Annotated in this window: 15 protein-coding genes and 1 pseudogene; 5 read left to right on the forward strand and 11 right to left on the reverse strand. The window is 60.8% G+C overall.

What is annotated here, in order from left to right:
• Window positions 1-114 precede the first annotated feature (114 nt).
• From astD to C5F71_RS05080, 4 genes are all read right to left on the reverse strand, one after another.
• Complete coding sequence (gene astD / locus C5F71_RS05065) at window positions 115-1,584, reverse strand: succinylglutamate-semialdehyde dehydrogenase (protein ID WP_177410424.1); 1,470 nt, start codon at window positions 1,582-1,584, stop codon at window positions 115-117.
• Entirely contained in the window at window positions 1,581-2,606 is a 1,026-nt protein-coding gene (astA, locus tag C5F71_RS05070; protein WP_070994679.1) for an arginine N-succinyltransferase, read from the reverse strand. The genes astD and astA overlap by 4 nt, the downstream gene beginning before the upstream one ends.
• 51 nt (window positions 2,607-2,657) lie before the next feature.
• Window positions 2,658-3,677, reverse strand: a complete 1,020-nt coding sequence (aruF, locus tag C5F71_RS05075) for an arginine/ornithine succinyltransferase subunit alpha (protein WP_029294448.1) — start codon at window positions 3,675-3,677, stop codon at window positions 2,658-2,660.
• 194 nt (window positions 3,678-3,871) lie between these two features.
• Window positions 3,872-5,092 (reverse strand): aspartate aminotransferase family protein, encoded by a 1,221-nt coding sequence (locus C5F71_RS05080; protein ID WP_029294446.1) that lies wholly within the window; start codon window positions 5,090-5,092, stop codon window positions 3,872-3,874.
• 312 nt (window positions 5,093-5,404) lie between these two features.
• Between C5F71_RS05080 and C5F71_RS05085 the strand changes: the two genes are divergently transcribed.
• Window positions 5,405-11,317 carry a dermonecrotic toxin domain-containing protein gene (locus C5F71_RS05085; RefSeq protein ID WP_104910752.1) on the forward strand — a complete coding sequence of 1,971 codons (5,913 nt, stop codon included), beginning with the start codon at window positions 5,405-5,407 and terminating at the stop codon, window positions 11,315-11,317.
• A 51-nt stretch (window positions 11,318-11,368) separates the two neighbouring features.
• Here the strand turns inward: C5F71_RS05085 and C5F71_RS05090 are convergent, their stop codons facing one another.
• The 7 genes from C5F71_RS05090 to acs form a co-directional block, all read right to left on the reverse strand.
• Window positions 11,369-12,349 carry a GlxA family transcriptional regulator gene (locus C5F71_RS05090; protein ID WP_070994681.1) on the reverse strand — a complete coding sequence of 327 codons (981 nt, stop codon included), beginning with the start codon at window positions 12,347-12,349 and terminating at the stop codon, window positions 11,369-11,371.
• Window positions 12,350-12,565: 216 nt separating this feature from the next.
• On the reverse strand, window positions 12,566-13,330 hold the full coding sequence (locus tag C5F71_RS05100; protein ID WP_029294441.1) for an ABC transporter ATP-binding protein: 765 nt from the start codon (window positions 13,328-13,330) through the stop codon (window positions 12,566-12,568).
• 27 nt (window positions 13,331-13,357) lie between these two features.
• Window positions 13,358-14,470 carry a succinylglutamate desuccinylase/aspartoacylase family protein gene (locus C5F71_RS05105; RefSeq protein ID WP_104910754.1) on the reverse strand — a complete coding sequence of 371 codons (1,113 nt, stop codon included), beginning with the start codon at window positions 14,468-14,470 and terminating at the stop codon, window positions 13,358-13,360.
• Window position 14,471: 1 nt separating this feature from the next.
• Window positions 14,472-15,170 carry an ABC transporter permease gene (locus C5F71_RS05110; protein ID WP_029294436.1) on the reverse strand — a complete coding sequence of 233 codons (699 nt, stop codon included), beginning with the start codon at window positions 15,168-15,170 and terminating at the stop codon, window positions 14,472-14,474.
• Window positions 15,167-15,856, reverse strand: coding sequence for an ABC transporter permease (locus C5F71_RS05115; protein WP_029294434.1), 690 nt, complete (start codon window positions 15,854-15,856; stop codon window positions 15,167-15,169). Before C5F71_RS05115 ends, C5F71_RS05110 begins: the two co-directional genes overlap by 4 nt.
• Window positions 15,857-15,947: 91 nt before the next feature.
• Entirely contained in the window at window positions 15,948-16,733 is a 786-nt protein-coding gene (locus C5F71_RS05120) for an ABC transporter substrate-binding protein (protein WP_104910755.1), read from the reverse strand.
• Between the two features lie 626 nt (window positions 16,734-17,359).
• Entirely contained in the window at window positions 17,360-19,315 is a 1,956-nt protein-coding gene (acs, locus tag C5F71_RS05125) for an acetate--CoA ligase (protein WP_029294430.1), read from the reverse strand.
• Window positions 19,316-19,708: 393 nt separating this feature from the next.
• Between acs and C5F71_RS05130 the strand changes: the two genes are divergently transcribed.
• The 4 genes and pseudogenes from C5F71_RS05130 to C5F71_RS05145 all read left to right on the forward strand — a co-directional run bounded on the left by C5F71_RS05130 (window position 19,709) and on the right by C5F71_RS05145 (window position 22,718).
• Window positions 19,709-19,978 carry a DUF2790 domain-containing protein gene (locus C5F71_RS05130; RefSeq protein ID WP_029294428.1) on the forward strand — a complete coding sequence of 90 codons (270 nt, stop codon included), beginning with the start codon at window positions 19,709-19,711 and terminating at the stop codon, window positions 19,976-19,978.
• A 497-nt stretch (window positions 19,979-20,475) separates the two neighbouring features.
• Window positions 20,476-21,726, forward strand: a complete 1,251-nt coding sequence (locus C5F71_RS05135; RefSeq protein ID WP_092237666.1) for a ribonucleotide-diphosphate reductase subunit beta — start codon at window positions 20,476-20,478, stop codon at window positions 21,724-21,726.
• An 89-nt stretch (window positions 21,727-21,815) separates the two neighbouring features.
• Window positions 21,816-21,992, forward strand: a pseudogene (locus C5F71_RS05140) (HNH endonuclease); the annotation flags it as partial.
• 72 nt (window positions 21,993-22,064) lie between these two features.
• Window positions 22,065-22,718 carry an HAD-IB family hydrolase gene (locus C5F71_RS05145; RefSeq protein ID WP_029294421.1) on the forward strand — a complete coding sequence of 218 codons (654 nt, stop codon included), beginning with the start codon at window positions 22,065-22,067 and terminating at the stop codon, window positions 22,716-22,718.
• Window positions 22,719-22,765 lie beyond the last annotated feature (47 nt).

Raw genomic sequence — 22,765 nt, forward strand, 5'->3', positions numbered from 1 at the left:
TTCATCACACCACAGATCGAATGTGGGAGCGGGCTTGCTCGCGAAGGCGGCGGACCAGTTACCTAATCTATCAACTGACAGACCGCATTCGCGAGCAAGCCCGCTCCCACATTTTTAGATCAGCGTAATGCCAGGGGTGAGGGTTGCTGGCAGCACCAAACTCGGGGTCTCCAACGATGCCACCGGGTACGCGCAATAATCCGCTGCGTAATAGGCACTGGCGCGATGATTGCCCGACGCCCCTACCCCACCAAATGGCGCGGTGCTCGCCGCGCCGGTCAGCTGTTTGTTCCAGTTGACGATACCCGCACGGCTCTGCAGCCAGAACTGCTGGTAGCGCGCCTCGGAGTCCGACAGCAACCCTGCGGCCAAACCGTATTGGGTGTTGTTGGCTTCACGGATCGCCGCTTCGAAATCCGCGTAGCGAATCACTTGCAGCAACGGGCCGAACAGCTCTTCGTCCTCACGCTCGGTCACGGCGGTCACGTCGATGATGCCAGGCGTCAACAAGGCTGCCTGCGCCTGGGGCTGGGTCATTTCCAGCAGCGCCACGGCGCCGTTGGCCAGCATCAGCTCCTGGGCATCCATCAAGGCCTTGGCCGCGCCCAGGGAAATCACCGAGCCCATGAAGGGCGGCGGTTGCTGGTCGAAGGCGCCCACGGCAATCGTCGCGCTGACGGCAACCAGGCGCGCCAGCAGTGCATCACCCCAGGCGCCTTCCGGTACCAGCAGGCGCCGGGCGCAGGTGCAGCGCTGGCCGGCCGAAATGAAAGCGGACTGGATGATGGTGTAGACCGCCGCATCGACATCGGCCACCTGATCGACCACCAGCGGGTTGTTGCCGCCCATTTCCAGCGCCAGGATCTTGTCCGGGCGCCCGGCGAACTGCTGGTGCAGGTGGTTGCCGGTGCGGCTGGAGCCGGTGAAAAACAAACCGTCGATACCCGGGTTGGCGGCCAGGGCAATCCCGGTCTCCCGCGCGCCTTGCAGCAGGTTCAAGACGCCCGCCGGCAGGCCGGCTTCGACCCAGCACTGCACGGTCAGCTCGGCCACTTTAGGGGTCAGCTCGCTCGGCTTGAACAACACGGTGTTGCCCGCAAGCAAGGCCGGCACGATATGCCCGTTGGGCAAGTGGCCGGGGAAGTTGTAGGGGCCGAACACCGCGACCACACCGTGCGGCTTGTGGCGCAACACGGCGCTGGCGTCGCCCAGGGGGCCGCTCTTCTCGCCGGTACGTTCGCGGTAGCTCTGCACCGAGATCGCGATTTTGTTAGCCATGCTGGTGACTTCGGTAGCCGACTCCCACAGCGGCTTGCCGGTTTCTTCGCCGATGCAACGGGCGATTTCATCGGCGCGGCTTTTCAAGGTCGCGGCGAAGGTTTCCAGCACGCCGATACGCTCTTCCAGCGGGCGCATGGCCCAGGCCGGGAAGGCCTGGCGGGCGGCCTGCACGGCGGACTCAACCTGCTCGACGGTGGCGCCATTGCCGGCCCACACCACTTGCTGGGTCACCGGGTTCAGCGACTCAAAGCGTTCACCCTGGCCAGCCAGCCAGCTCCCTGCGATATACAGCGAATTCATTATTTCGACTCCCGGGCAGCAGACAACGATACGGCACGCACTTGATCACCGGCCACCAGTTGCAGGCGCTTGGCGGTCAGCGGATCGACCACCAGGGTGCCAGCCGCCAGGCGCGCCGGTGCGGCGGTGATGCGGCAATCTTCACGTTTACGGTTATGCATCAGGAACGGCGTGGCGTCGTCCCCCGGCGTGCCGATGGCCAGCACCAGCGCCTGGCTGTCACGCACCGCACGGATCTTGCCGGTCTCACACTCCACCGCCGGACCTGCGTCGAAGATATCGACGTAGCCCTGGTAGCTGAAGCCTTCGCTCTTGAGCATGCTCAAGGCCGGCTCGGTGTCGGGATGGACCTTGCCGATCACGTTGCGCGCGTCCTCGGACAAGAAGCAGGTGTACAGCGGGAACTTGGGCATCAGTTCGGCGATAAACGCCTTGTTGCCCACGCCGGTGAGGTAGTCGGCCTGGCTGAACTCCATCTTGAAGAAGTGCCGGCCCAGGCTTTCCCAGAACGGCGAACGCCCGGCCTCGTTGGACACACCGCGCATCTCGGCAATGATCTTGTTGCCGAACAGTTGCGGGAACTCGGCAATGAACAGCATCCGCGCCTTGGCCAGCATGCGGCCGTTGAGGCCGTTGCGGTAATCGGCATGCAGGAACAGCGAGCACAGCTCGGAGTTGCCCGTCAGATCGTTGGCCAGGAACAGCGTGGGGATCTCGCGGTAGATATTCAGCTCCTGGGAGGCGCTGACCGTCAGGCCGACCCGGAAGTTGTACCAAGGCTCACGCAGGCCGACCGCACCGGCGATCGCCGAAATCCCCACCACGCGGCCTTCGTCGTTTTCCAGCACAAACAGGTAGTCGGCATCACCACGCCCGGCTTCGCCGCGAAAGGTCTTTTCAGCCCAGCCAACCCGGTGGGTCAGACGCTCTTCGTTGGCCGGCAAGGTGGTAAGGCCGGTGCCGGTGCTGCGCGCCAGATCAATCAGGGCCGGTAAATCGCTGCTGCGTACGGGACGAACGATCATGCTATCTCCTCGGACGGGCCGCCTGTTACAGGCCACCCGTTAAACTCTGCTTTAAACCGCTACCAGACGCACACTGGCGCCTTCGCCGACGCCCAGGGCTTCGGCTGCTTCCAGGTCCAGGGTCACTGGCTTGCCTGGCGCGTAGTCCAGTTCCAGCATCACCGCACGGTAATCCTGCAACTGCGCGTTGCTCACCAGGTACTGGCGGCCGACGCCCTTGACCATCTCGCCGACCTTCACCGGCACCACACGGCTCTGGGCAATCGAACGGATGCCAGAAACCCGTGCATGCAGGGTCGGGCCACCGTCGAAGATGTCGATGTAATGGTCGGTTTCAAAGCCTTCGCGCATCAGGATGTCGAAGGTGATCTGCGCACGCGGGTGCACCTGGCCCATGGCTTCCTGGGCTTCGTCGGGCAACAACGGCACGTAGATCGGGTAATGGGGCATCAGTTCGGCGAGGAACGTGCGGCTCTTCAACCCGCACAGGCGCTCGGCGGCGGCGTAGTTGAGGTCGAAGAAGTTGCGGCCGATGGCATCCCAGAACGGCGAATCACCGTTCTCGTCGCTATAGCCGACAATCTCGGTCACCACCGAGTCCGCGAAGCGCTCGGGGTGGCTGGCGACAAACAGCAGGCGGCCACGGGAATTGAGTTCCGACCACGCCGACCCCACCAGTTCCGGCACCACGTAGAAACTGGTCAGCAAGCTGTTGCCGGTCAGGTCGTGGCATTGGGACAGGACGTGGATCTTGTTGTGGATCTTCAGTTCGCGGGACGCGTGGACGAAGGTCTCGTTGCGAAAGCTGTAGAACGGCTCGGAATACCCGGCCGAAGCGACGATGGCCGAACAGCCCACCAGCTTGCCGGCGACGGTGTCTTCAAGGACAAAGAAATAGCTTTCTTCACCATTGAAACTCACTTCGGCGGCGAAGGACGCTTCGCTGGCGGCGATCTTGTCGCTCAGGCGTTCAACGTCATCCGGCAGGGAAGTGACACCAATCGGGCTGTCCGCAGCCAGACGCTGTACCTCGCCCAGATCAGCCATTTGCGCGGGGCGCATCACCAGCATGGTGTCACTCCTTAACTCGAAAACTTCATAAAAAAATGCCGGACACTGAACCTGGAATCACCCAGGTCCCAATGTGGGAGCGGGCTTGCCCGCGATTGCGGTGGGCCAGTCACAACAACGTCGACTGACAGATCGCTATCGCGGGCAAGCCCGCTCCCACATTTGATCCGGTTCGTTAGACAAATGTGTCTCTATCAGGCTTGCGTCAGCGTTTTTACAGCACGTTCAAAACGATCCAGGCCTTCGGTGATATCCGCATCTTCCACCACCAGGCTCGGGGCAAAACGCACCACGTCCGGGCCGGCTTGCAGGATCATCAGGTTTTCTTTCTCGGCCGCGTTGAACACATCCTTGGCCTTGCCTTTGAACGCGTCGCTCAATACGCAACCGAGCAGCAGGCCCATGCCACGGACTTGGGTGAAGATCCCGTACTGCTTGCCGATCTGTTCCAGGCGGGCCTTGAACAGGTCGTGCTTGGCGTTGACGCCTGCCAGCACTTCAGGAGTGTTGATCACGTCGATCACCGCTTCGGCTACCGCACACGCCAGCGGGTTGCCGCCGTAGGTGGTGCCGTGGGTACCGACCACCAGGTGCTTGGCCAGGTCTTCACGGGTCAGCATCGCGGCAATCGGGAAACCACCGCCCAGGCTCTTGGCGCTGGTCAGGATGTCGGGCACCACGCCGTAGTGCTGGTAGGCAAACAGGTGGCCGCTGCGGCCCATGCCGGTCTGCACTTCGTCGAACACCAGCAGCGCATTGTTGGCATCGCACAGGTCACGGGCGCCTTGCAGGTAGGCAAGTTCGGCCGGCAATACACCGCCTTCGCCCTGGATCGGCTCCAGGACCACCGCGCAGGTCTTGTCCGACACGGCGGCTTTGAGCGCTTCCAGGTCGTTGAACGGAACGTGGGTGATACCGGTAATTTTAGGACCGAAACCGTCGGAGTATTTCGACTGACCACCGACGTTGACGGTAAACAGGGTGCGGCCGTGGAAGCTGTTCAGGGCGGCGATGATCTCGTATTTCTCGCTGCCGAAACGGTCGAACGCCACGCGACGGGCCAGCTTGAAGGCGGCCTCGTTGGCTTCGGCGCCGGAGTTGCAGAAGAACACCCGCTCGGCAAAGGTCGCATCGATCAGCTTATGGGCCAGGCGCAAGGCCGGCTCATTGGTGAAGACGTTGGAGACGTGCCACAGCTTGTTGGCCTGTTCGGTCAGTGCACCGACCAGCGCCGGGTGGGCGTGGCCCAGCACGTTCACTGCGATGCCGCCGGCAAAGTCGATCAGCTCGCGACCCGCCTGGTCCCACACGCGCGAACCTTCGCCACGCACAGGGATGAAAGCGGCAGGTGCGTAGTTAGGCACCATGACCTGGTCGAAATCGGCACGTTGCACCGGGGCTTGCTCAACGGACATCGGAGTCTCCTGAAGAGGAACGCCTGCCTGGAACTGGCGGGCGATGCAGGGATTGTAAGGACAGTTTTCAGAGCGGCCTTGCCGCCAAGCGACAACTTCTTATAGCGCCAACCCGTGTTTTGCGCGGGTTTACGCCAATGCGACAAATAGCGTCGCAAAGGCGCAGTTTAAACCGTGCAACGGCTTTGTGGGCAGGGGATGACGGGATCTTCGCAAATCCGCAAAACACGCTCGCACTAACTGTCTACCGCCTGCACCGCCTTGCGCACTGGTTTGCTGAAGGAACTTCAAGAGCCATCAAGGACAGGCACCATGGCGCAACCGCTTGCAACCCAATCCCCGCACCTCGACATCCCCAGCAACGCCATCCCCTCCTGGCTGGGCACTGCATCAGCCGCCAAGCGTGCGGCGCTGGCCGAGGGTACGCCAGCCATTGCCGACTGGTACCTGCGCGCCACCGAGCAGCAGCACGCGCATCTCAAGCAACTGAATGCCGCCGCCTGGACCGCACAAAACCGCGTGGATAAAGCCCTCGCCGCCCTGCAGAGCCCCGAGACCTTTGGCGCCGCACGCCTGCAAGCGGCGCTCAAGGATGAGTTCGGCGTCGACGCCGACGTGCGCACGACCTACTTGCAACTGTATGTGCCGCTGACCCTCGCCGGGTTCACCGTCAAGCCGGGGGCGGCGCGCACATGGTCGGTCTCGTTGCTGGACGCGGCCCTGCATAACTTCGAAACCGACGAACCCTACGAGCAGCACTCCGGATTCAGCACCCAGCCAACGCCGGCGGGCCAGTTCAGCCCACTGCCGGCCCTGGACGCGAAGATCAGCATCGCCCAATTCACCCAACTGTGCCGCCGCCTGGATATCGGCGCGGCCTATCGGCGCTATCTGGATGAATACCTGGACCTGGACAATCCCGTGGCCCGCACCAGCCTGGAATACTGGCTCAAACAAAGCCACCTGGGGGCGCTACAGCTGGCGTTGTACATGGCCTTGCTGAAGGACGACCTGCCTGCCGCCAGCCATGATGCCGTCCTCAACCTGCTCCACAATGGCCATGCAGCACACAACGGCTGCCCGCCGCTGGTGGCCCATGAACTGCTGATAATGGACTGCCGCCTGACTGGCATTGTGCTGTTTGCTCCGGACCTGGAGGCCAGCCGCGAGGTGGTGCCCTTGATCGCCTACATTCCCGACGACCCGCAAACCCCGGTCAAACACTACCCCAGCAGCGCGGCGTTCATGCAAAGCCTGGTCGCCAGTCTGCGCGCCACCGACTATCAACAGTTTTTCAGCCGCTTTGTACGCCACGAAGACGCCGCGGTATTTTTTGCCAACCTCAACCAACGCCTCGGCCAGGTCTCGTGGCACCCGCACACCGCAGGCGATCCGCTGCCCAGTTGGCGCGAGAGCCCCACACAGCGCCCCAACCTGCAGTTTCGCGGGCTTAAAATCAGCGGTGATCTGTTCGCTCATCTGTTCCAGATGCAACTGAGCAAGCTGCAAGCCGACAGCCAGAGCCGCGCTGTCGCCACCGCGCGCGTCGACCAGAACGCCCGCTGGCGACGCTGGGCGTTCATTCAGCAGATCGCCGAAAGTGTTTTGCAAGTTATCGCCTTTGTGGCCCTGCCATTCATCCCGCCCCTGGGCGCGCTGATGCTCGCCTACACCGCTTATCAAGTCCTCGACGAAGCCTTCGAAGGGGTTGTCGACTGGGCCCAGGGCCTGCAACGCGAAGCCCTGGGCCATGCCTTGGGCTTGATGGCACAACTGGCGCAACTGGGCCTGTTTGCCACCGGCATTCCCATCGCCACCGAGTTGCTGCGCAAGGCTTTACCCCAGCAGATGCTGGATTTTTTCGAAAGTCTGCTGCCCGTCAAGCGCCCCGATGGTCAACACCGCCTGTGGCAACCGGACCTCAGCCCCTATCGCCAGGAGGTGACGCTGCCGGCCGATACCCGCCCTGACGCGCAAGGCCTGCACCGGCACAACGGTAAACCCATCCTTGCCCTCAACGGTGAGCATTACCACGTAGAACAAGACGCCGGGCGCTATTTCATCCAGCACCCCACGCGCCCTGGAGCCTACCGCCTGCAGGTCATGACCAATGGCCAGGGCGCCTGGGTCACAGAGCTGGAGAACCCACTGGGCTGGGACCGCGCCACCCTGATGCGCCGCCTCGGTTACCAGACCGATAGCTTCAGCGATGAGCAACTGGCCCAGGTCCGCGACTGCAGCGCCACCCACGACAACACCCTGCGAAAAGTGCATGCCACCCAGCAGACACCCCCGCCACTGCTGGCTGACAGCCTCAAGCGCTTTGGCATCGACCAGCAGTTGCAGGACTTCCTGGCGCAACTGAACAGTGACGATCCGGCGGTCTACGCCAAGGCCGATCCGCAGGCCCTGTTGCAGTTACTCATCAGCTATGGACTATGGCCCTCCAGCAAGACCCTGCGGGTACTCGATGCCAGCGGCAGAACCCTCTGGCAATTCCCCGGTGACGAGGGGGCCAGCACCGTACAGGTGCTGGAAGCACAACTGCACAACGGCGATCTATTGCCGACCCTGATCGAGGGCTTGAGTGAGCCGGAGCGCAAACACCTGCTGGAAGAAGAGTTCGGCCTGCCGCCCTCTTCCAGCCGCACCCGCGCCACCACCTTGCGCAAGCAATTGGCGCGGATCGCCCAGGACAAGCGTTTCTCGTTATTCGAGTCACGCTACCGCGGCCTGGACCGCGCGCCCAATGCCCGGGTGCAGAAAATTATCGACAGTGCCTCGCGTCCCGGCCTGCCCGCGCCGGTGGCCGAGGAACTGCTGTCCAGCGCCAGTGGCGAGGAACTCAAGGCCATCGACGCCGGTAATGTACCCACGCGCCTGGCGGAACTGGCCGAGTGGTCGCTGCATGAAGTGCGCACCACCCGCGCCTATGAAGGGCTGTACCTGGACACCGTGGAGAACCCGGACACTTGCCGGTTGGCCCTGCACTCCCTGGAAAACCTCAGCGGCTGGCCGACGTGGATACGCCTGGAAGTCAGGGAGTACCGCGCCGAAGGCACGCTGCTCGATGCAATCGGCCCTACCTATGCGTTGACCAAAAGAACCCTGGTGGCGACACCCGACGGCCAATACATCCCGGAAAACGGCCAAGGCGCGCTGTTCGGCAGCACGGATTTTTACACCGCCATCCTGCAAGCCCTGCCTGACAGTGCCCGGGATGCCCTGCAGATCCATATCGGCCAGGGCCCGCGCCTCAAGCAGGCAATAGGCGAACACCCACTGGACCGCCCGAGCCTGCGTACGCTGCTTGATACCGACCCGCCGCGCAAACCCGCCTACGATCCCACGGTCATGCGCCTGCGCGGCGGCATGGACGGCTACCCGCCGGCCCTTCCCGAACAGCCAGGCCCAAGCCGCGGCCCTTCACTGGAGCAACAACTGCAGACGCTGCGCCCGCAACTGTCGCCGGCAAAAGTCCGCGAAATGATCGCCACCCTGCAAAACACCTTTGGCGGTGCCCAGCCAGTGCTGACGCGCCTGAGAAACGAATACATCCGGCTGGACCTCGCCCTGACGGTCTGGGAATCTCAAACGCCCGACCTGCACCCTCTCACTCAGGCGCCGCTCAGTGCGACTGACAAGGAGTACCTGCGCCGTGATCGCAGCCTGTTCGCCCACCAGTTGCGCCGGGCGTGGCGCCAGGAAACCGCAATCGACAATTTCTACGAGGCACCGGCCACCAACGGCCGCATGCTGCGACTGTCCGGCCCACTGCTCGGCGAACTGCCCGCACTGACTGCAAACTTCGACCATATCTCGCACCTGGAACTGCAAGGTGCGCACCAGCGCATCGACGTCGACGGTTTCCTGCAGCTTTTTCCAAGGCTGCGCTACCTGAGCATCCGCAATGTAGCCTTGAACGAACTGCCGCCTTGCCTGGCCTCGTTCACTGGGCTCAACGAACTGATCCTGAGCGGTTGCAACATCAGCCTGACCGAGCAAAGCCTGGCTGTCGTCAACGGCATGACGCGCCTATTGACCCTTGACCTGTACAACAACCCCCTGACCCTGCTGCCCAACCTGGAACAGATGCCGCAGTTGCAATACGTGGACTTGGCCAGCACCGGCATCAGCCAACTGCCTCCTGGTCTGTTGAGCCGCGCTCATCTGATATTCGTGATGCTGTCCAACAACCAGATCAGCGACCTGCCTGCGCAGTTGTTCGAGCTGCCCACCGACATCACGCGGCACTTCGACCTGTCCGGCAACCCGCTTTCAAACGAGGCGCTGGAACGCATCAAAATCTACTTCCAGCGTACCCATCACTATCTGGAAGCCACCCCGCCCCAGCCCGACGTGGAGCAGGCCAAACGGTTGTTCCCCTCATTCAACGGCGATCAAATCAACCGCTTCATTTTTGCCCTGCCGGGCGACCTGGCTGCCGGCCGCACCGAGATGAACCGGTTGGAAAGCGAGTTTCCCCTCATCCGCCTGGACACCCTCGACTGGGCCAACGACAGCCGCGTCGACGCGGCAGAACAAGCCTTGCGCCACAGCTTCATTGATGCCCTGGAGACCGGCTGGCGCCGGGATGTGACGTCGGGCGAGCCACCCGAGGGGCAACCCACGTCCAGCTACGAATTCAGCCTATTCATCACCGTGAGCGGCACACTGCCCGCCCTGCGTGCATCCTTCAATCACGTGTCGATGCTCGCGCTCAAAGGTCGCGGGACACCCTTGAATCTGGATGCGTTCCTGCAGAGCTTTCCCGCGCTGACCGGGCTGCATATCGAGGACTACGCACTGGGTGAACTGCCGCAGATCAGCCACTTGCCGCAACTCTCCTACCTGGTGCTGGAACGCTGCGCCCTGAGCTTATCGCCCACCAGCGCGCAAGCCTTGCAGCGCATGGTCGAACTCAAGCACCTGAACCTGAACAGCAACCCTTTGACGACACTGCCGGACTTCAGCCGAATGCCACAGCTGATCAGCCTCTCACTGCGCAACACCAGCTTGACGCAACTGCCCGACTCACTGATTCAACCCGCCACGGTGCGCGCTCGCGTGGACTTGAGCCAAAACCTGCTGCGCGAGCTGCCAGACCAGGCCTTCCTCTTGCCCCCCGCCGTCAGCGCCGCGCTTGACCTGTCGAGCAACCCCTTGTCGCCCTCCACCCTGCGACGTGTGAAAAGCTATTGCCAAACCAAGGGAGAACACTGGAACGCTGACATTCCCGCCAGCGATCTGCAGCGCCTCAAGACCCTTTACCCCACGCTTTCGGAGCGTGACAGCAAGCGCATCTTCTTCGAACTGCCGGGCGAACTGGAGGACGCCGACACCCATATCAACCGCCTGAGCGCCGACTACGCAGAGTTGGGCACCCAGCTGCAGGAGTGGGCCTTGAACGTGCCGCTCATGGATCAATTGCAAGTCCCGTTACTGAACGAAAACGCGCGCGCCGAGGAACAGGTTCGCCGCTTGGCGCTCAAGGAGTTACTCCTGGGCTGCTGGCGTCGAGAGACGGAACCGGACGAAACTCAATGGCCGACTCGGCGCAGCTACAAGCTGATCTTCAACAACTCACTGCTCGGCGATCTGCCGCCGCTGAATGTGCGCCTGGAGCATGTCACGCTATTGGAACTGATGGGCGACGGTAACCATAAACGTGTAGGCGAGTTCCTGCGCGCTTTCCCCAACCTGATAAGCCTGACGGTGGAGCGCCATGCCCTGCAGCGCATTCCCGAGCGCGTGTTTGATCTCAATCACCTGCAGCACCTGAAACTCAACGAAAACTCAATCCACCTGACACCAGACAGCATCGAGCAGCTGTCGCGCCTGACCAACCTCACCCACTTGGACTTGAGCGACAACCCGCTCACGCTGAGTCCGGACCTGCGCAATCTCACACGCCTGGTCATCGTCTACCTACACAATTGCGGGTTGAGCGAGCTGCCGCTGGCAGTGTTCAGCCTGCCACGCTTGCAGGCCCTGGATTTGAGCGACAACCTGATCCAGCACCTGCCGACAGACCTGCTGGAAATGCCCTTGCCCCTCAACGACGACTCAGACCTGAGCGGCAACCCCTTGTCCGCCGCAAGCATGACGCTACTGCGCACTTACTATCGGCAGACCGGTTATGAGTTGGGCGTGGAAGAAGCGATGTTCGACGAAAACCGTGCCGCACTGACACCGCCCAGCACGCCAGAGCCTATGGAAGAGTGAGCCTGCTGCGGTGAGGGGGCTTGTCCCCTCTCCACAACAAGCGGCGCCTTGTCAGCCGCGCTCGGAGGGTACCGACGATAATTCGAACGGGCTGCTGCTACGGCGCTGGTTGCGATCTTCACGGGGGGTGGCGCCAAAGAAGTTGCGGTAGGCGCTGGAGAAGTGCGGCCCCGAGGAGAAGCCGCAAGACAGGCCGATCTGGATGATCGACTTGCTGGTCTGCATCAACATCTGCCGCGCCTTGTTCAGGCGCAGCTCCAGGTAGTACTGGCTGGGAACGCGATTGAGGTATTGCTTGAAGATCCGTTCCAGTTGTCGTCGGGACACGCATACGTGCTGGGCAATTTCGTCGGTGGTCAGCGGCTCTTCGATATTGGCTTCCATCAGCAACACGGCTTGGGTCAGCTTCGGGTGGCTGGAGCCCAGGCGGTTTTGCAGGGGGATTCGTTGGCGCTCGCCGCCTTCGCGGATGCGCTCCACCACCAGTTCTTCGGAGACCGCGCCAGCCAGTTCGGCGCCGTGGTCACGGGCCAGCACCGCCAGCAGCAGGTCGAGCACCGACATGCCACCGCAGGCCGTCAGGCGATCACGGTCCCAGTCGAACAAATGGCTGGTGGCGATGACCTTGGGAAAACGCTCGGCGAAATCGTCCTGCCAGCGCCAGTGCACGGCGGCGCGGTAGCCGTCGAGCAGGCCCAGTTGCGCCAGCGGATACACGCCTGCCGACAGGCCGCCGATCACGCATCCGGAACGAACGAGCTGCTTGAGCGCCGAGCTTAGTTGCGAGGCGATCACGGTCGGCGGTTCGTCGGCCAGCAGGAACAGTTTCTGGAAGCCTTCGAGCTTGCCGGCCCAAGGCTCACCCGGCAGTTGCCAGGCGCCTTCGGTTTGCGGCTCGGCCTGCAGGAACGACAATTCATACACCACATCCGGATGCACACGCTGAGCAACGCGCAAGGCCTCCTCAGCCAGCGCAAGCGTGAGTGCTTTTGTGCTGGGCCAAATCAGGAAACCAATTTTATGGGCGGTCATGGAGTGCTATCCGAAGCGAGTAACGGTAATGAAGACAAAGGCCAATGCTAGCCCGTAAACCAACACAAAGCTTAAAAACGATAAAGACCTGCTTTCCCGTAGGAGCGAGCTTGCTCGCGAAAAACCTGAGAACACCACGGGGTATCAGGCTTCCCGCGTTTGCGTTGACGATCTTCGCGAGCAAGCTCGCTGCTACAGGGGGAGCAACGGCCTTGATTATTTCAAACTACCGGACAGGAACTGCTGCAACCGCTCGGACTGCGGGTTGACCAGCACTTCACGCGGGTTGCCGCGCTCTTCGACAATGCCTTTATGCAGGAACACCAACTGGTTCGACACCTCGCGGGCAAAGCCCATTTCGTGGGTCACCACCACCATGGTGCGGCCTTCCAGGGCCAGGTCCTGCATGACTTTCAGTACTTCGCCGACCAGCTCCGGGTCGAGGGCCGAGGTCGGCTCGTCAAACAGCATCACCTCAGGCTCCATCGCCAGCGCCCGGGCAATCGCCACGCGCTGCTGCTCGCCACCGGACATATGGCCGGGGAAAGCGTCCTTGCGGTGGGCCACGCCCACTTTTGCCAGGTAGTGCTCGGCCTTTTCACGGGCGTCTTTTTTCGACATGCCCAATACGTGCACCGGTGCTTCCATGACGTTTTCCAGCGCGGTCATGTGCGACCACAGGTTGAAATGCTGGAACACCATCGACAGGCGCGAACGCATGCGCTGCAACTGCTTGGGGTCGGCAGCTTTCATCGCGCCGTCCTTGTTGGCCACCAGCTTCAGCTCTTCGTTATTGAGCAGGATCTTGCCGGCGTGAGGCTGCTCCAGCAGGTTGATGCAGCGCAAAAAGGTACTTTTGCCCGAACCGCTGGAGCCGATGATGCTGATCACATCGCCGGCCGCGGCGGCCAGGGACACCCCTTTGAGCACTTCATGACTGCCATAGCGTTTATGCAGGTCTTGGACTTCAAGTTTGTACATGCGGTCGGTTCTCACAAAAACAGTTGGTCAGTCGTTGAGCAAGCGCCCGTGACGCAGCGCTTCGCGCCCCGCCACCTTGGCCAGCCAGAAACCCGCTTGGGCATAACGTAGCCGTTCAACGGCAAACAACACCCCCGAGGTGCCGGCACAGACAATGCTGACGCGGTCGGCCACAGGGTCAATCACTTCAAAAATCGGTTCGCCGGTTTCCACCCAGTCACCGGCCTTACACAGGTAACTGATCACTCCGGCATGGGGTGCAAACAGCAATTCGGTGCCCTCGAAGGGCACGCCTTCACACGGCTCGTATTGCGGCGCCGCAAATTCACTGTTGATCAGGCCCTGCTCGGCGAGGAACGCGAGGATGCCTTCGGCATGGAAGATGGCCTCGTCGCGTCCGGTATCGGCCTGGCCACCCAGCTCCAGGGTTGTCGCCAGGCACGCCAGGGGAATCTGTGCCTCGGGAAACGCCCGCGACAAACGCAGCCAGGGCAGCGAGCAGGCTTCATCAAACGAACTGCCACCGGAGTCTTCCGCCAACAGGCCGACTTTTACATTCAAGTGCGCCGACAACGAACGCCATTGCGGCCAGTGCTGGGGCAGCGCGTACATGTGCAGCGCGGCTTCGGCGTCGCAGTGCAGGTCGAGGACCACATCGGCGGTGCAGGCGTGGCTCAGCAATACCCGTTGCATGCCTTGCAGCTGGCTGCTCGGCTCAGGCAGCGCGTTGAGCGTGTCGCTCATCGCCTGGCGGATCATGCGCACGTTGGCGTGGGGATCATCCCCCAGCTTGCCCTCCAGCAAGGCCGCAACCGGCTCGCTCAACTCCACGAAATCACGGTTGAAGTTCTTGCCGCTGCCTATCTCGAAACGCCCCTGGTGGCTGCCTTGCAGCAGTTGGCCGAGGCCCATCGGGTTGGCCACCGGCACCAGCTCGATCACCCCGTTGAGGGCGCCCTGCTGCTCCAGTTCGACCAGGCGCTTTTTCAGCTCCCAGGCCGCGCGCATTCCCGGCAATTCATCGGCGTGCAGGCTGGCCTGGATATACGCCTTGCGCTCGCCGTGGCCGAAACGGAACACCGTCAGTTGGCGCTCGCAGCCCAAGTGGCCCCAGGGCAGTACGTGATCGATGCGTTCCATATCAGTGCTTCCGTGGAGCCAGGTAGCTCAACCAGCGACGCTCGGCCAATTTGAACAGGCGCACCAGGATGAACGTCAGGCACAGGTAGAACAGGCCAGCGGTGATATAGGCTTCGAACGGCAGATAGTACTGGGCGTTGACCGTACGTGCGGCACCGGTGATATCGATCAGGGTGACGATGGAGGCCAGGCTGGTGGTCTGCAGCATCATGATCACTTCGTTGCTGTACTGCGGCAACGCCCGGCGCAGGGCCGAAGGCAGCAGGATGCGGCGGTACAGCTTGTAGCGCGACATGCCCATGGCCTTGGCTGCTTCGATCTCGCCGTGGGGCGTAGCCTTGAGGCTGCCGGCAATGATTTCGGCGGTGTAGGCGCTGGTGTTGATGGCAAAGGCCAGGCACGCACAGAACGTTGCGCTGGACAGCCACGGCCAGAGGAAACTCTCGCGCACGGCTTCGAACTGGGCCAGGCCGTAGTAGATCAAAAACAGTTGCACCAGCATCGGTGTACCGCGGATCACGTAGGTGTAGAGCCAGGCCGCGCCATTGACCAGCGGCTGCTTGGACACCCGCATCAGCCCCAGGGGGACGGCAGCGAGCAAGCCGAAGAACAGCGAAATCAACAGCAGCTTGAGGGTGGTCAGCAGGCCGCCAAGGTACAGCGGCATGGCCTCCCAGATGACGTTGTAGTCGAAGATCATAGATCAGCCGCCTTTACGCCTACCGAGTAGCGCTTCTCAAGATAACGCAGGGCCAGCAACGAGACGCTGGTGATCACCAGGTACATCGCCGCCACTGCGAGGAAGAAGGTAAAAGGTTCGCGGGTGGCATCTGCCGCCTGCTTGGCCTTGAACATCATGTCTTGCAGGCCCACCACCGAAATCAACGCAGTGGCCTTGGTCAATACCAGCCAGTTGTTGGTAAAGCCGGGGATTGCCAGCCGGATCATCTGCGGCACCATCACCCGGAAAAACACCTGGAACGGGCTCATGCCATAGGCCATGCCCGCTTCGGCCTGCCCCTTGGGGATGGCCATGAACGCACCGCGGAAAGTTTCCGACAGGTAGGCGCCAAAGATGAAACCCAGGGTGCCGATGCCGGCGGCCAAGGGGTTCAAGTCAATATAGTCGTCGTAGCCCAGTAGCGGCGCGACGCGGTTGAGCAGGTCCTGGCCGCCGTAGAAAATCAGCAGGATCAGCACCAGGTCGGGGATCCCGCGGATCACCGTGGAGTACAGGTCACCCAGCCAAGCCAGCCAGCGTACCGGCGACAGGCGCAATGCAACCCCGATCAGACCCAGAACAATGGCCAAGGCCATGGACGACAAGGCGAGCTGAAGCGTCAACCATGCGCCATCGAGGATAACGGCCCCGTAGCCTTTCAACATGATTCAGGTCCTCGAAAAGGCGGATGAAAAAATGGCGCAAACTTCAGAGACCCTGGTGCTTGCGCCATTCTGGACAGACAACTGCGAAGGTTTACTTGGCGTCAGCGCCGTAAATATCGAAGTTGAAATACTTTTTCTCGATTTCTTTGTACTTGCCATTGGCGCGGATCGCGGCGATGGCAGCATTGATGCGGTCTAGGTTGGCCTTGTCGCCTTTACGTACTGCGATACCGATGCCATCACCGAAGTATTTGGCGTCGGTGAACGCAGGACCTACGAACGCATAGCCTTTGCCAGAGTCGGTCTTCAGGAAACCGTCTTCGAGCAGGGTCGCATCGGCCACGGTGCCATCAAGGCGACCGGCAGCCACGTCCAGGTAGATTTCGTTCTGGGTGCTGTAAGGAACGACGGTCGCACCTTTAGGCGCCAGGACTTCCTTGGCGAAACGGTCGTGGATCGAACCGCGCTGTACGCCGATCTTCTTGTCCTTGAGCTCAACCAGGCTGTCGCTGACGGTTACGCTGTCCTTCATCACCAGGCGGGCTGGGGTCAGGTAGTAGCGGTTGGTGAAGTCCACGGACTTCTTGCGGTCGTCAGTGATGGACATGGACGACAGGATCGCGTCGATCTTGCGTACTTTGAGGGCCGGGATCAGACCGTCGAATTCTTGCTCGACCCAGGTGCACTTGACCTTCATCTCTTCGCACAGGGCGTTGCCGATGTCGTAGTCAAAACCGACGATGCTGCCATCCGGCGCCTTCGAGGCAAACGGAGGGTAGGCTGCTTCGATACCAATTTTCAGCGGCTTCTCTTCAGCGAAGGCCTGCATGGACAGCACGGACAGCGCCAGGGCGCCCAACAGCACGAGTTTCTTCATCTTGGGACTCCATCGGTATAGGACAAAAACAGCAGTATGAGCCATGGCCCACGATGCGACTGAGTGAAACCGAATAGCGGTGCTGCGTCCTACACCAGTTGAACATGGCGACGACGAGCGAGTGATCGGCATTCTAACGACAGGCCGGAAGCCGATATTTCCTCAATGCGACAACAATTTACAGAAGCACCGAGAAAGCGACCCCAACACATTGACAGCCTCTGATTTTTATGCAGAGGCAAAAGATATTAAACCTATTAACGCTGCAAATTGCGGGCCTATTATTCGCAAACCCTTCTATTCCGGCAAGTGTAGCGTTTGATCTAATTTTACCGGGCGTCTAAAACGGGCGCTTTCGGGGCATGGATGTAGCACTTTGCCTCATGTTTGGGCGCAAGGTTACACATTTGCACCGCGGGGTAACATTCAGAAACGTCCTACTAGATAAACCGATATTTATTGGCTTGGTGCTGAGAACGGTCTGTCAGCTCCCCCACCCCATTTGAAACTGACCCACCGCTATCGCGGGCAAGCCAGCTCCCACATCGACCCTATTTCAGATTCAAATTCCCACAAAAAAGCCCCACCCGGCCTACGCCGAATGGGGCTTGGTCCCATAAACCCGCTTACGCGACGTTCATGGTCTTGTGGGTATCAATCAAATGCTGCACCACGCTTGGATCGGCCAGGGTGGAGATATCCCCCAACCCGTCATACTCGGCCGTGGCAATCTTGCGCAGGATACGGCGCATGATTTTCCCCGAACGGGTCTTCGGCAAACCAGGTGCCCATTGGATCACGTCCGGCGATGCAATCGGGCCGATCTCCTTGCGCACCCAGTTCTTCAGCTCCAGGCGCAGCGCTTCGGTCGGCTCCTCACCGTTTTTCAGGGTGACATACACATAGATGCCCTGGCCCTTGATGTCGTGCGGTACGCCGACCACGGCGGCCTCGGTGACTTTCGGGTGGGCAACCATGGCGCTTTCAATTTCGGCAGTACCCATGCGGTGCCCGGAAACGTTGAGCACGTCATCCACGCGGCCGGTGATCCACCAGTAGCCATCTTCATCGCGACGCGCACCGTCGCCGGTGAAGTACATGCCACGGAAGGTCTTGAAGTAAGTGTCGACGAAACGGTCATGGTCGCCATACAGCGTGCGCGCCTGGCCCGGCCACGAATCGAGGATTACCAAGTTGCCTTCGGCAGCGCCCTCGATGATGTTGCCCAGGTTGTCCACCAACGCTGGCACCACGCCAAAGAACGGACGTGCCGCCGAACCCGGCTTGAGCGCGTGGGCGCCCGGCAATGGGCTCATCAGGGTTGCGCCGGTTTCGGTCTGCCACCAGGTATCGACAATCGGGCAACGGGATTGGCCGACGTTCTTGTAGTACCAGTCCCACGCTTCCGGGTTGATCGGCTCACCCACCGAACCCAACAGGCGCAGGCTGCTGCCATCGGTGCCTTCGCAGGCGGCGGTGCCGGAGGCCATCATCGCGCGGATCGCGGTCGGCGCGGTGTAGAGAATATTGACCTTGTGCTTGTCGACGATTTTCCCGACCCGCGTGATATCCGGGTAGTTCGGCACGCCTTCGAACAGCAGCGTGGTCGCGCCATTGGCCAGCGGGCCGTAGACAATATAGGTGTGGCCAGTGACCCAGCCGACGTCGGCGGTGCACCAGTAGACTTCGCCCGGACGGTAGTCGAACACGCGCTCGTGGGTCAGGGCCGCATACAACAGGTAGCCGCCGGTGGTGTGCTGCACGCCCTTGGGCTTGCCGGTGGAACCGGAGGTATAAAGGATGAACAGCGCTTCTTCGGCGCCCATCTCTTTTGGCGCGCAGACGGTGCCCGCCACTTTCATCAGGTCTTCGTACCAGATGTCGCGATGCTGGTTCCACTTGATCTGGCCATTGGTGCGCTTGCACACGATGACTTTCTGGATGCTGCTGGTTTCCGGGTTGGTCAGCGCATCGTCGACATTGGCCTTGAGCGGCACCTTCTTGCCGGCACGAATACCTTCGTCGGCAGTGATCACCACTTTGGATTTGCAGTCGATGATGCGACCGGCCAGGGCTTCAGGGGAGAAGCCGCCAAACACCACCGAGTGGATCGCGCCGATGCGGGTACAGGCCAGCATGGCGACCACGGCTTCGGGGATCATCGGCATATAGATGGTCACCACATCGCCGCGGTGCACATCCTGGCCACGCAGGGCGTTGGCGAATTTGCAGACCTGTTCATGCAGTTCGCGGTAGGTGATGGTGCGGCTCTCGGAAGGGTCGTCGCCCTCCCAGATAATCGCTGCCTGGTCGCCACGCTCGGCGAGGTGACGGTCCAGGCAGTTGTAGGAAACGTTGAGGGTGCCGTCAGCGAACCACTTGATATCCACATGGTGGTCGTCGAACGAGGTCTGCTTGACCGTGGTGAAAGGCTTGATCCAGTCAAGACGCTTGGCTTGCTCGCGCCAGAAGCCGTCGGGGTTGACCACCGACTGCTGGTACATGGCCTTGTAGGTCGCCTCGTCGGTCAGCGTGTTGGCTGCTACTTCGGGGCGAACGGGGTACAGGGAAGCCGCACTCATCTTTCTTACCTCGGTGACAATAGTTGTTGTTGTATGCCCCTGTTTTAGCCGGGGTAGGCCTATAGAACCATTCGACGATGGTAGTAACAAGCCCCTACAAATTACCCTGATATCCCCTTGCAGCGCTCTGGCTCGGCGCCTGTAACGCATTTTGCAACACTGCAAAAAACCTCTGTCGTGGATTGTTACGAAAACCACCAATAGTGTTTATCAAAAGCACGGGTATATGAATGCAACCCAGGCGCCTAAAATCGGCCTCGCCAACAAGGCACCGTGATTAACCAAGTTGCAGCCCCCACGAAGGCACGTTAATCCGAACTCACTACTCAAGTTACACACGTGGCCTCACAAGGGCCCCGTGACCCCCTTCGACTGTAAAAAGGTAAATTGGAAATGAAAGCTTTATTAGTTATGGCCCTTGCCAGCCTGTGCGCTACTGCAGCCCTGGCCGACGAGATCCCGACTGACGTAGCCAGCCAGAGCACCGCCGTTGTTGAGGAATACACCTACGCCACTGACCTGGATATTGCCAAGGTGGTATCCATGAGTTCCATTCCGAATGTCTGCGAAGTTGTTCCAGCGCGCATGGAATATGAAGATCACCAAGGCCAGCGGCATATCCTTAATTACAAAGTCATGGGTAACGGTTGCTCTAACGGATAATTAATTAGTTAGTTGAAACCTATCCTGGCAATGTTCGCCGCAAGGAATTGTCCTTGCGGCAAAGAAACACCCGCAAAATCCTCGCCTTGCCCCCTGCTCCGAAAATACCTCACCGCCCGTCAAAAAAATCCTACCCCGGCAAACCCTTGTAAACCCGCACCCCGGCCGGAAATACCCTCATTTTGGCCCTTGGCTGAGGCTATCCGCCGCAACACAAAGCCAAATTTTTCCCTATAATGCGCGGGTAAATCGGGCCTGCAATATCCCTTTACACGGGGGTAACGAGCCAGACCTGAGGCCCCGCAGGAGTACGGCACCGTCGCTCCGCCCCTCAGGCCTCATGCAGAGTACCCGTAGCCCTATTCCGTTTAATGCCTGCGCGAGCTGTTGCAACAAACGATTCCTTAAAGATCCACCGCGGCCCTTGGGCCGTGTGAACACCCAACCATCCGGTTTCACACGGGCACCATTGGCCCTCACGCAGGAGACGACACGTCATGCTGAGCTGGGACGAATTCGACAAAGAAGAAGAAGGCGAAGTAGCCGCCAAAGGCGCCAACGCCGGCCACGCCACCGAAGCCAACATGGACCGCCTCGACGGTGCCGGCGCCGCCGCTGCCATCGAAGCCCGCGCCGTGACCGCCAATGACTCCGCCGCCATCGTGCGGGCCAAGGCTGCCCTGGACAAACTCGACGTCGCCGAAGGCCTGGCCGAGCTCGAAGGCGCTTCCGCCCGGGTCGCCGTTGACGAAAAGCGCATGATCAACTGCCGCGCCGACCTCAACCAACTCGTGCCGTTCAAGTACGACTGGGCCTGGCAGAAGTACCTCGACGGCTGCGCCAACCACTGGATGCCGCAAGAGGTCAACATGACCGCCGACATCGCCCTGTGGAAAAACCCCGAAGGCCTGACCGACGACGAACGTCGCATCGTGATGCGCAACCTGGGCTTCTTCTCCACCGCCGATTCGCTGGTGGCCAACAACCTGGTGCTGGCCGTGTACCGCCTGATCACCAACCCGGAGTGCCGCCAGTACATCCTGCGCCAGGCCTTCGAAGAGGCGATCCACACCCACGCCTACCAGTACTGCATCGAATCGCTGGCCATGGATGAAGGCGAGATCTTCAACATGTACCACGAGATCCCATCGGTCGCTAAAAAAGCCGCCTGGGGCCTGAAGTACACCCGTTCGATCTCCGATCCGAAGTTCGAAACCGGCACCGTCGACACCGACAAGGAACTGCTGCGCAACCTGGTCGCCTACTACTGCGTGCTGGAAGGCATCTTCTTCTACTGCGGCTTCACCCAGATCCTGTCCATGGGCCGCCGCAATAAAATGACCGGCGTGGCCGAGCAGTTCCAGTACATCCTGCGCGATGAGTCGATGCACCTGAACTTCGGTATCGATGTGATCAACCAGATCAAAATCGAAAACCCACACCTGTGGGATACCGAGATGAAGGAAGAAGCGACCCAGATGATCCTGCAAGGGACCCAGCTGGAGATCGAATACGCACGCGACACCATGCCGCGCGGCGTGCTGGGCATGAACGCAGCGATGATGGAGGACTACCTCAAGTTCATCGCCAACCGTCGTCTGTCGCAGATCGGCTTGAAGGAAGAATACCCAGGCACCACCAACCCGTTCCCGTGGATGAGCGAGATCATGGACTTGAAGAAAGAGAAGAACTTCTTCGAGACCCGCGTGATCGAGTATCAGACTGGCGGGGCGTTGAGCTGGGATTGATCGGCGCATAGTCGCGACATGAAAAAGCCCTGGGGTCGCACCCAGGGCTTTTTTTTATGGGAGCCGGTCACGGCGCATCAACAGTGGGCGGTTTGCCATTTCTTGAAGTACATCACCTCAAGCACCTGGCCCGGAAGGGTTCGGATCCCATCTCCAATGCTGTAGCCTTGTGCCCCAATTGCCATCAGCGTTGTTACCGGTCGACTGATCGGGATGAATTCACCACAGGGTTTTACTCGAAAATCGATAGATTGATATCCGAGTAGACTCCTGCGGTCACAGCGTATGCATTCCAAAAAAATAGTAGATAGGACCGAGGCCACCCCGTGAACCCAGACATGCTAGAAGCCGGCCCAGTGGGCGCCAAGGTACTTTCAGTCTTCGACTTCGACGGCACCCTGACCCGCCACGACAGTTTTGTGCCGTTCCTCAAGTTTGCTTTCGGCAAGCAGGAATTCAACCGCAGGATGCTCAAGCTCGCACTGCCTGGCGTGCGCTTCCTATTGCGCCAGATGAGCCGCGATGAGCTCAAGGCCCAGTTGATTCGCACCTTTATGACCGGTGTGGACAAGGCTTGGGTCCAGCAGAAAGCCGAGGAGTACTGCAAGGCCTCCTGGAACAAGCTGATGCGCCCTGCCGGCCTGCAGTCGGTGGCCGACGAGATTGGCTCCGGCGCCGAGGTGACGCTGTGCTCGGCGTCGCCGGCAATCGTGTTGCAGCCTTTTGCTGATCGGCTGGGGATCAAGCTGATCGGCACTGAGCTTGAGGTGGTCGATGGGGTGTTGAGTGGGCGCCTTACGGGCAACAACTGCCGCTGTGAGAACAAGGTGCTGCGCCTCGAGGCGATTTATGGCGACTTGGCTGAGTATCGGCTCAGGGCCTGGGGTGACACGCGCGGCGATCGCGAGTTGCTGGCGGCGGCGCAGGATGCCCATTGGCGGCATTTTCATTCGGCCAAGCGCCGTGGCAAGCCGAAGCTGAAAGCCCGGTAATCGCAGGCGCTCTCTTGTAGGGGTAGGCACGCCCCTACACAGTGGAG

It is taken from the genome of Pseudomonas sp. LG1D9 (assembly GCF_002949995.1).
Lineage (GTDB): Bacteria > Pseudomonadota > Gammaproteobacteria > Pseudomonadales > Pseudomonadaceae > Aquipseudomonas > Aquipseudomonas proteolytica.

What these genes read in the sequence shown, in the direction of transcription:
- astA (WP_070994679.1), bottom strand. Translation starts at nt 2,606, where the DNA reads ATGATCGTTCGTCCCGTACGCAGCAGCGATTTACCGGCCCTGATTGAT.
- aruF (WP_029294448.1), bottom strand. Translation starts at nt 3,677, where the DNA reads ATGCTGGTGATGCGCCCCGCGCAAATGGCTGATCTGGGCGAGGTACAG.
- C5F71_RS05080 (WP_029294446.1), bottom strand. Translation starts at nt 5,092, where the DNA reads ATGTCCGTTGAGCAAGCCCCGGTGCAACGTGCCGATTTCGACCAGGTC.
- C5F71_RS05085 (WP_104910752.1), top strand. Translation starts at nt 5,405, where the DNA reads ATGGCGCAACCGCTTGCAACCCAATCCCCGCACCTCGACATCCCCAGC.
- C5F71_RS05090 (WP_070994681.1), bottom strand. Translation starts at nt 12,349, where the DNA reads ATGACCGCCCATAAAATTGGTTTCCTGATTTGGCCCAGCACAAAAGCA.
- C5F71_RS05100 (WP_029294441.1), bottom strand. Translation starts at nt 13,330, where the DNA reads ATGTACAAACTTGAAGTCCAAGACCTGCATAAACGCTATGGCAGTCAT.
- C5F71_RS05105 (WP_104910754.1), bottom strand. Translation starts at nt 14,470, where the DNA reads ATGGAACGCATCGATCACGTACTGCCCTGGGGCCACTTGGGCTGCGAG.
- C5F71_RS05110 (WP_029294436.1), bottom strand. Translation starts at nt 15,170, where the DNA reads ATGATCTTCGACTACAACGTCATCTGGGAGGCCATGCCGCTGTACCTT.
- C5F71_RS05115 (WP_029294434.1), bottom strand. Translation starts at nt 15,856, where the DNA reads ATGTTGAAAGGCTACGGGGCCGTTATCCTCGATGGCGCATGGTTGACG.
- C5F71_RS05120 (WP_104910755.1), bottom strand. Translation starts at nt 16,733, where the DNA reads ATGAAGAAACTCGTGCTGTTGGGCGCCCTGGCGCTGTCCGTGCTGTCC.
- acs (WP_029294430.1), bottom strand. Translation starts at nt 19,315, where the DNA reads ATGAGTGCGGCTTCCCTGTACCCCGTTCGCCCCGAAGTAGCAGCCAAC.
- C5F71_RS05130 (WP_029294428.1), top strand. Translation starts at nt 19,709, where the DNA reads ATGAAAGCTTTATTAGTTATGGCCCTTGCCAGCCTGTGCGCTACTGCA.
- C5F71_RS05135 (WP_092237666.1), top strand. Translation starts at nt 20,476, where the DNA reads ATGCTGAGCTGGGACGAATTCGACAAAGAAGAAGAAGGCGAAGTAGCC.
- C5F71_RS05145 (WP_029294421.1), top strand. Translation starts at nt 22,065, where the DNA reads ATGCTAGAAGCCGGCCCAGTGGGCGCCAAGGTACTTTCAGTCTTCGAC.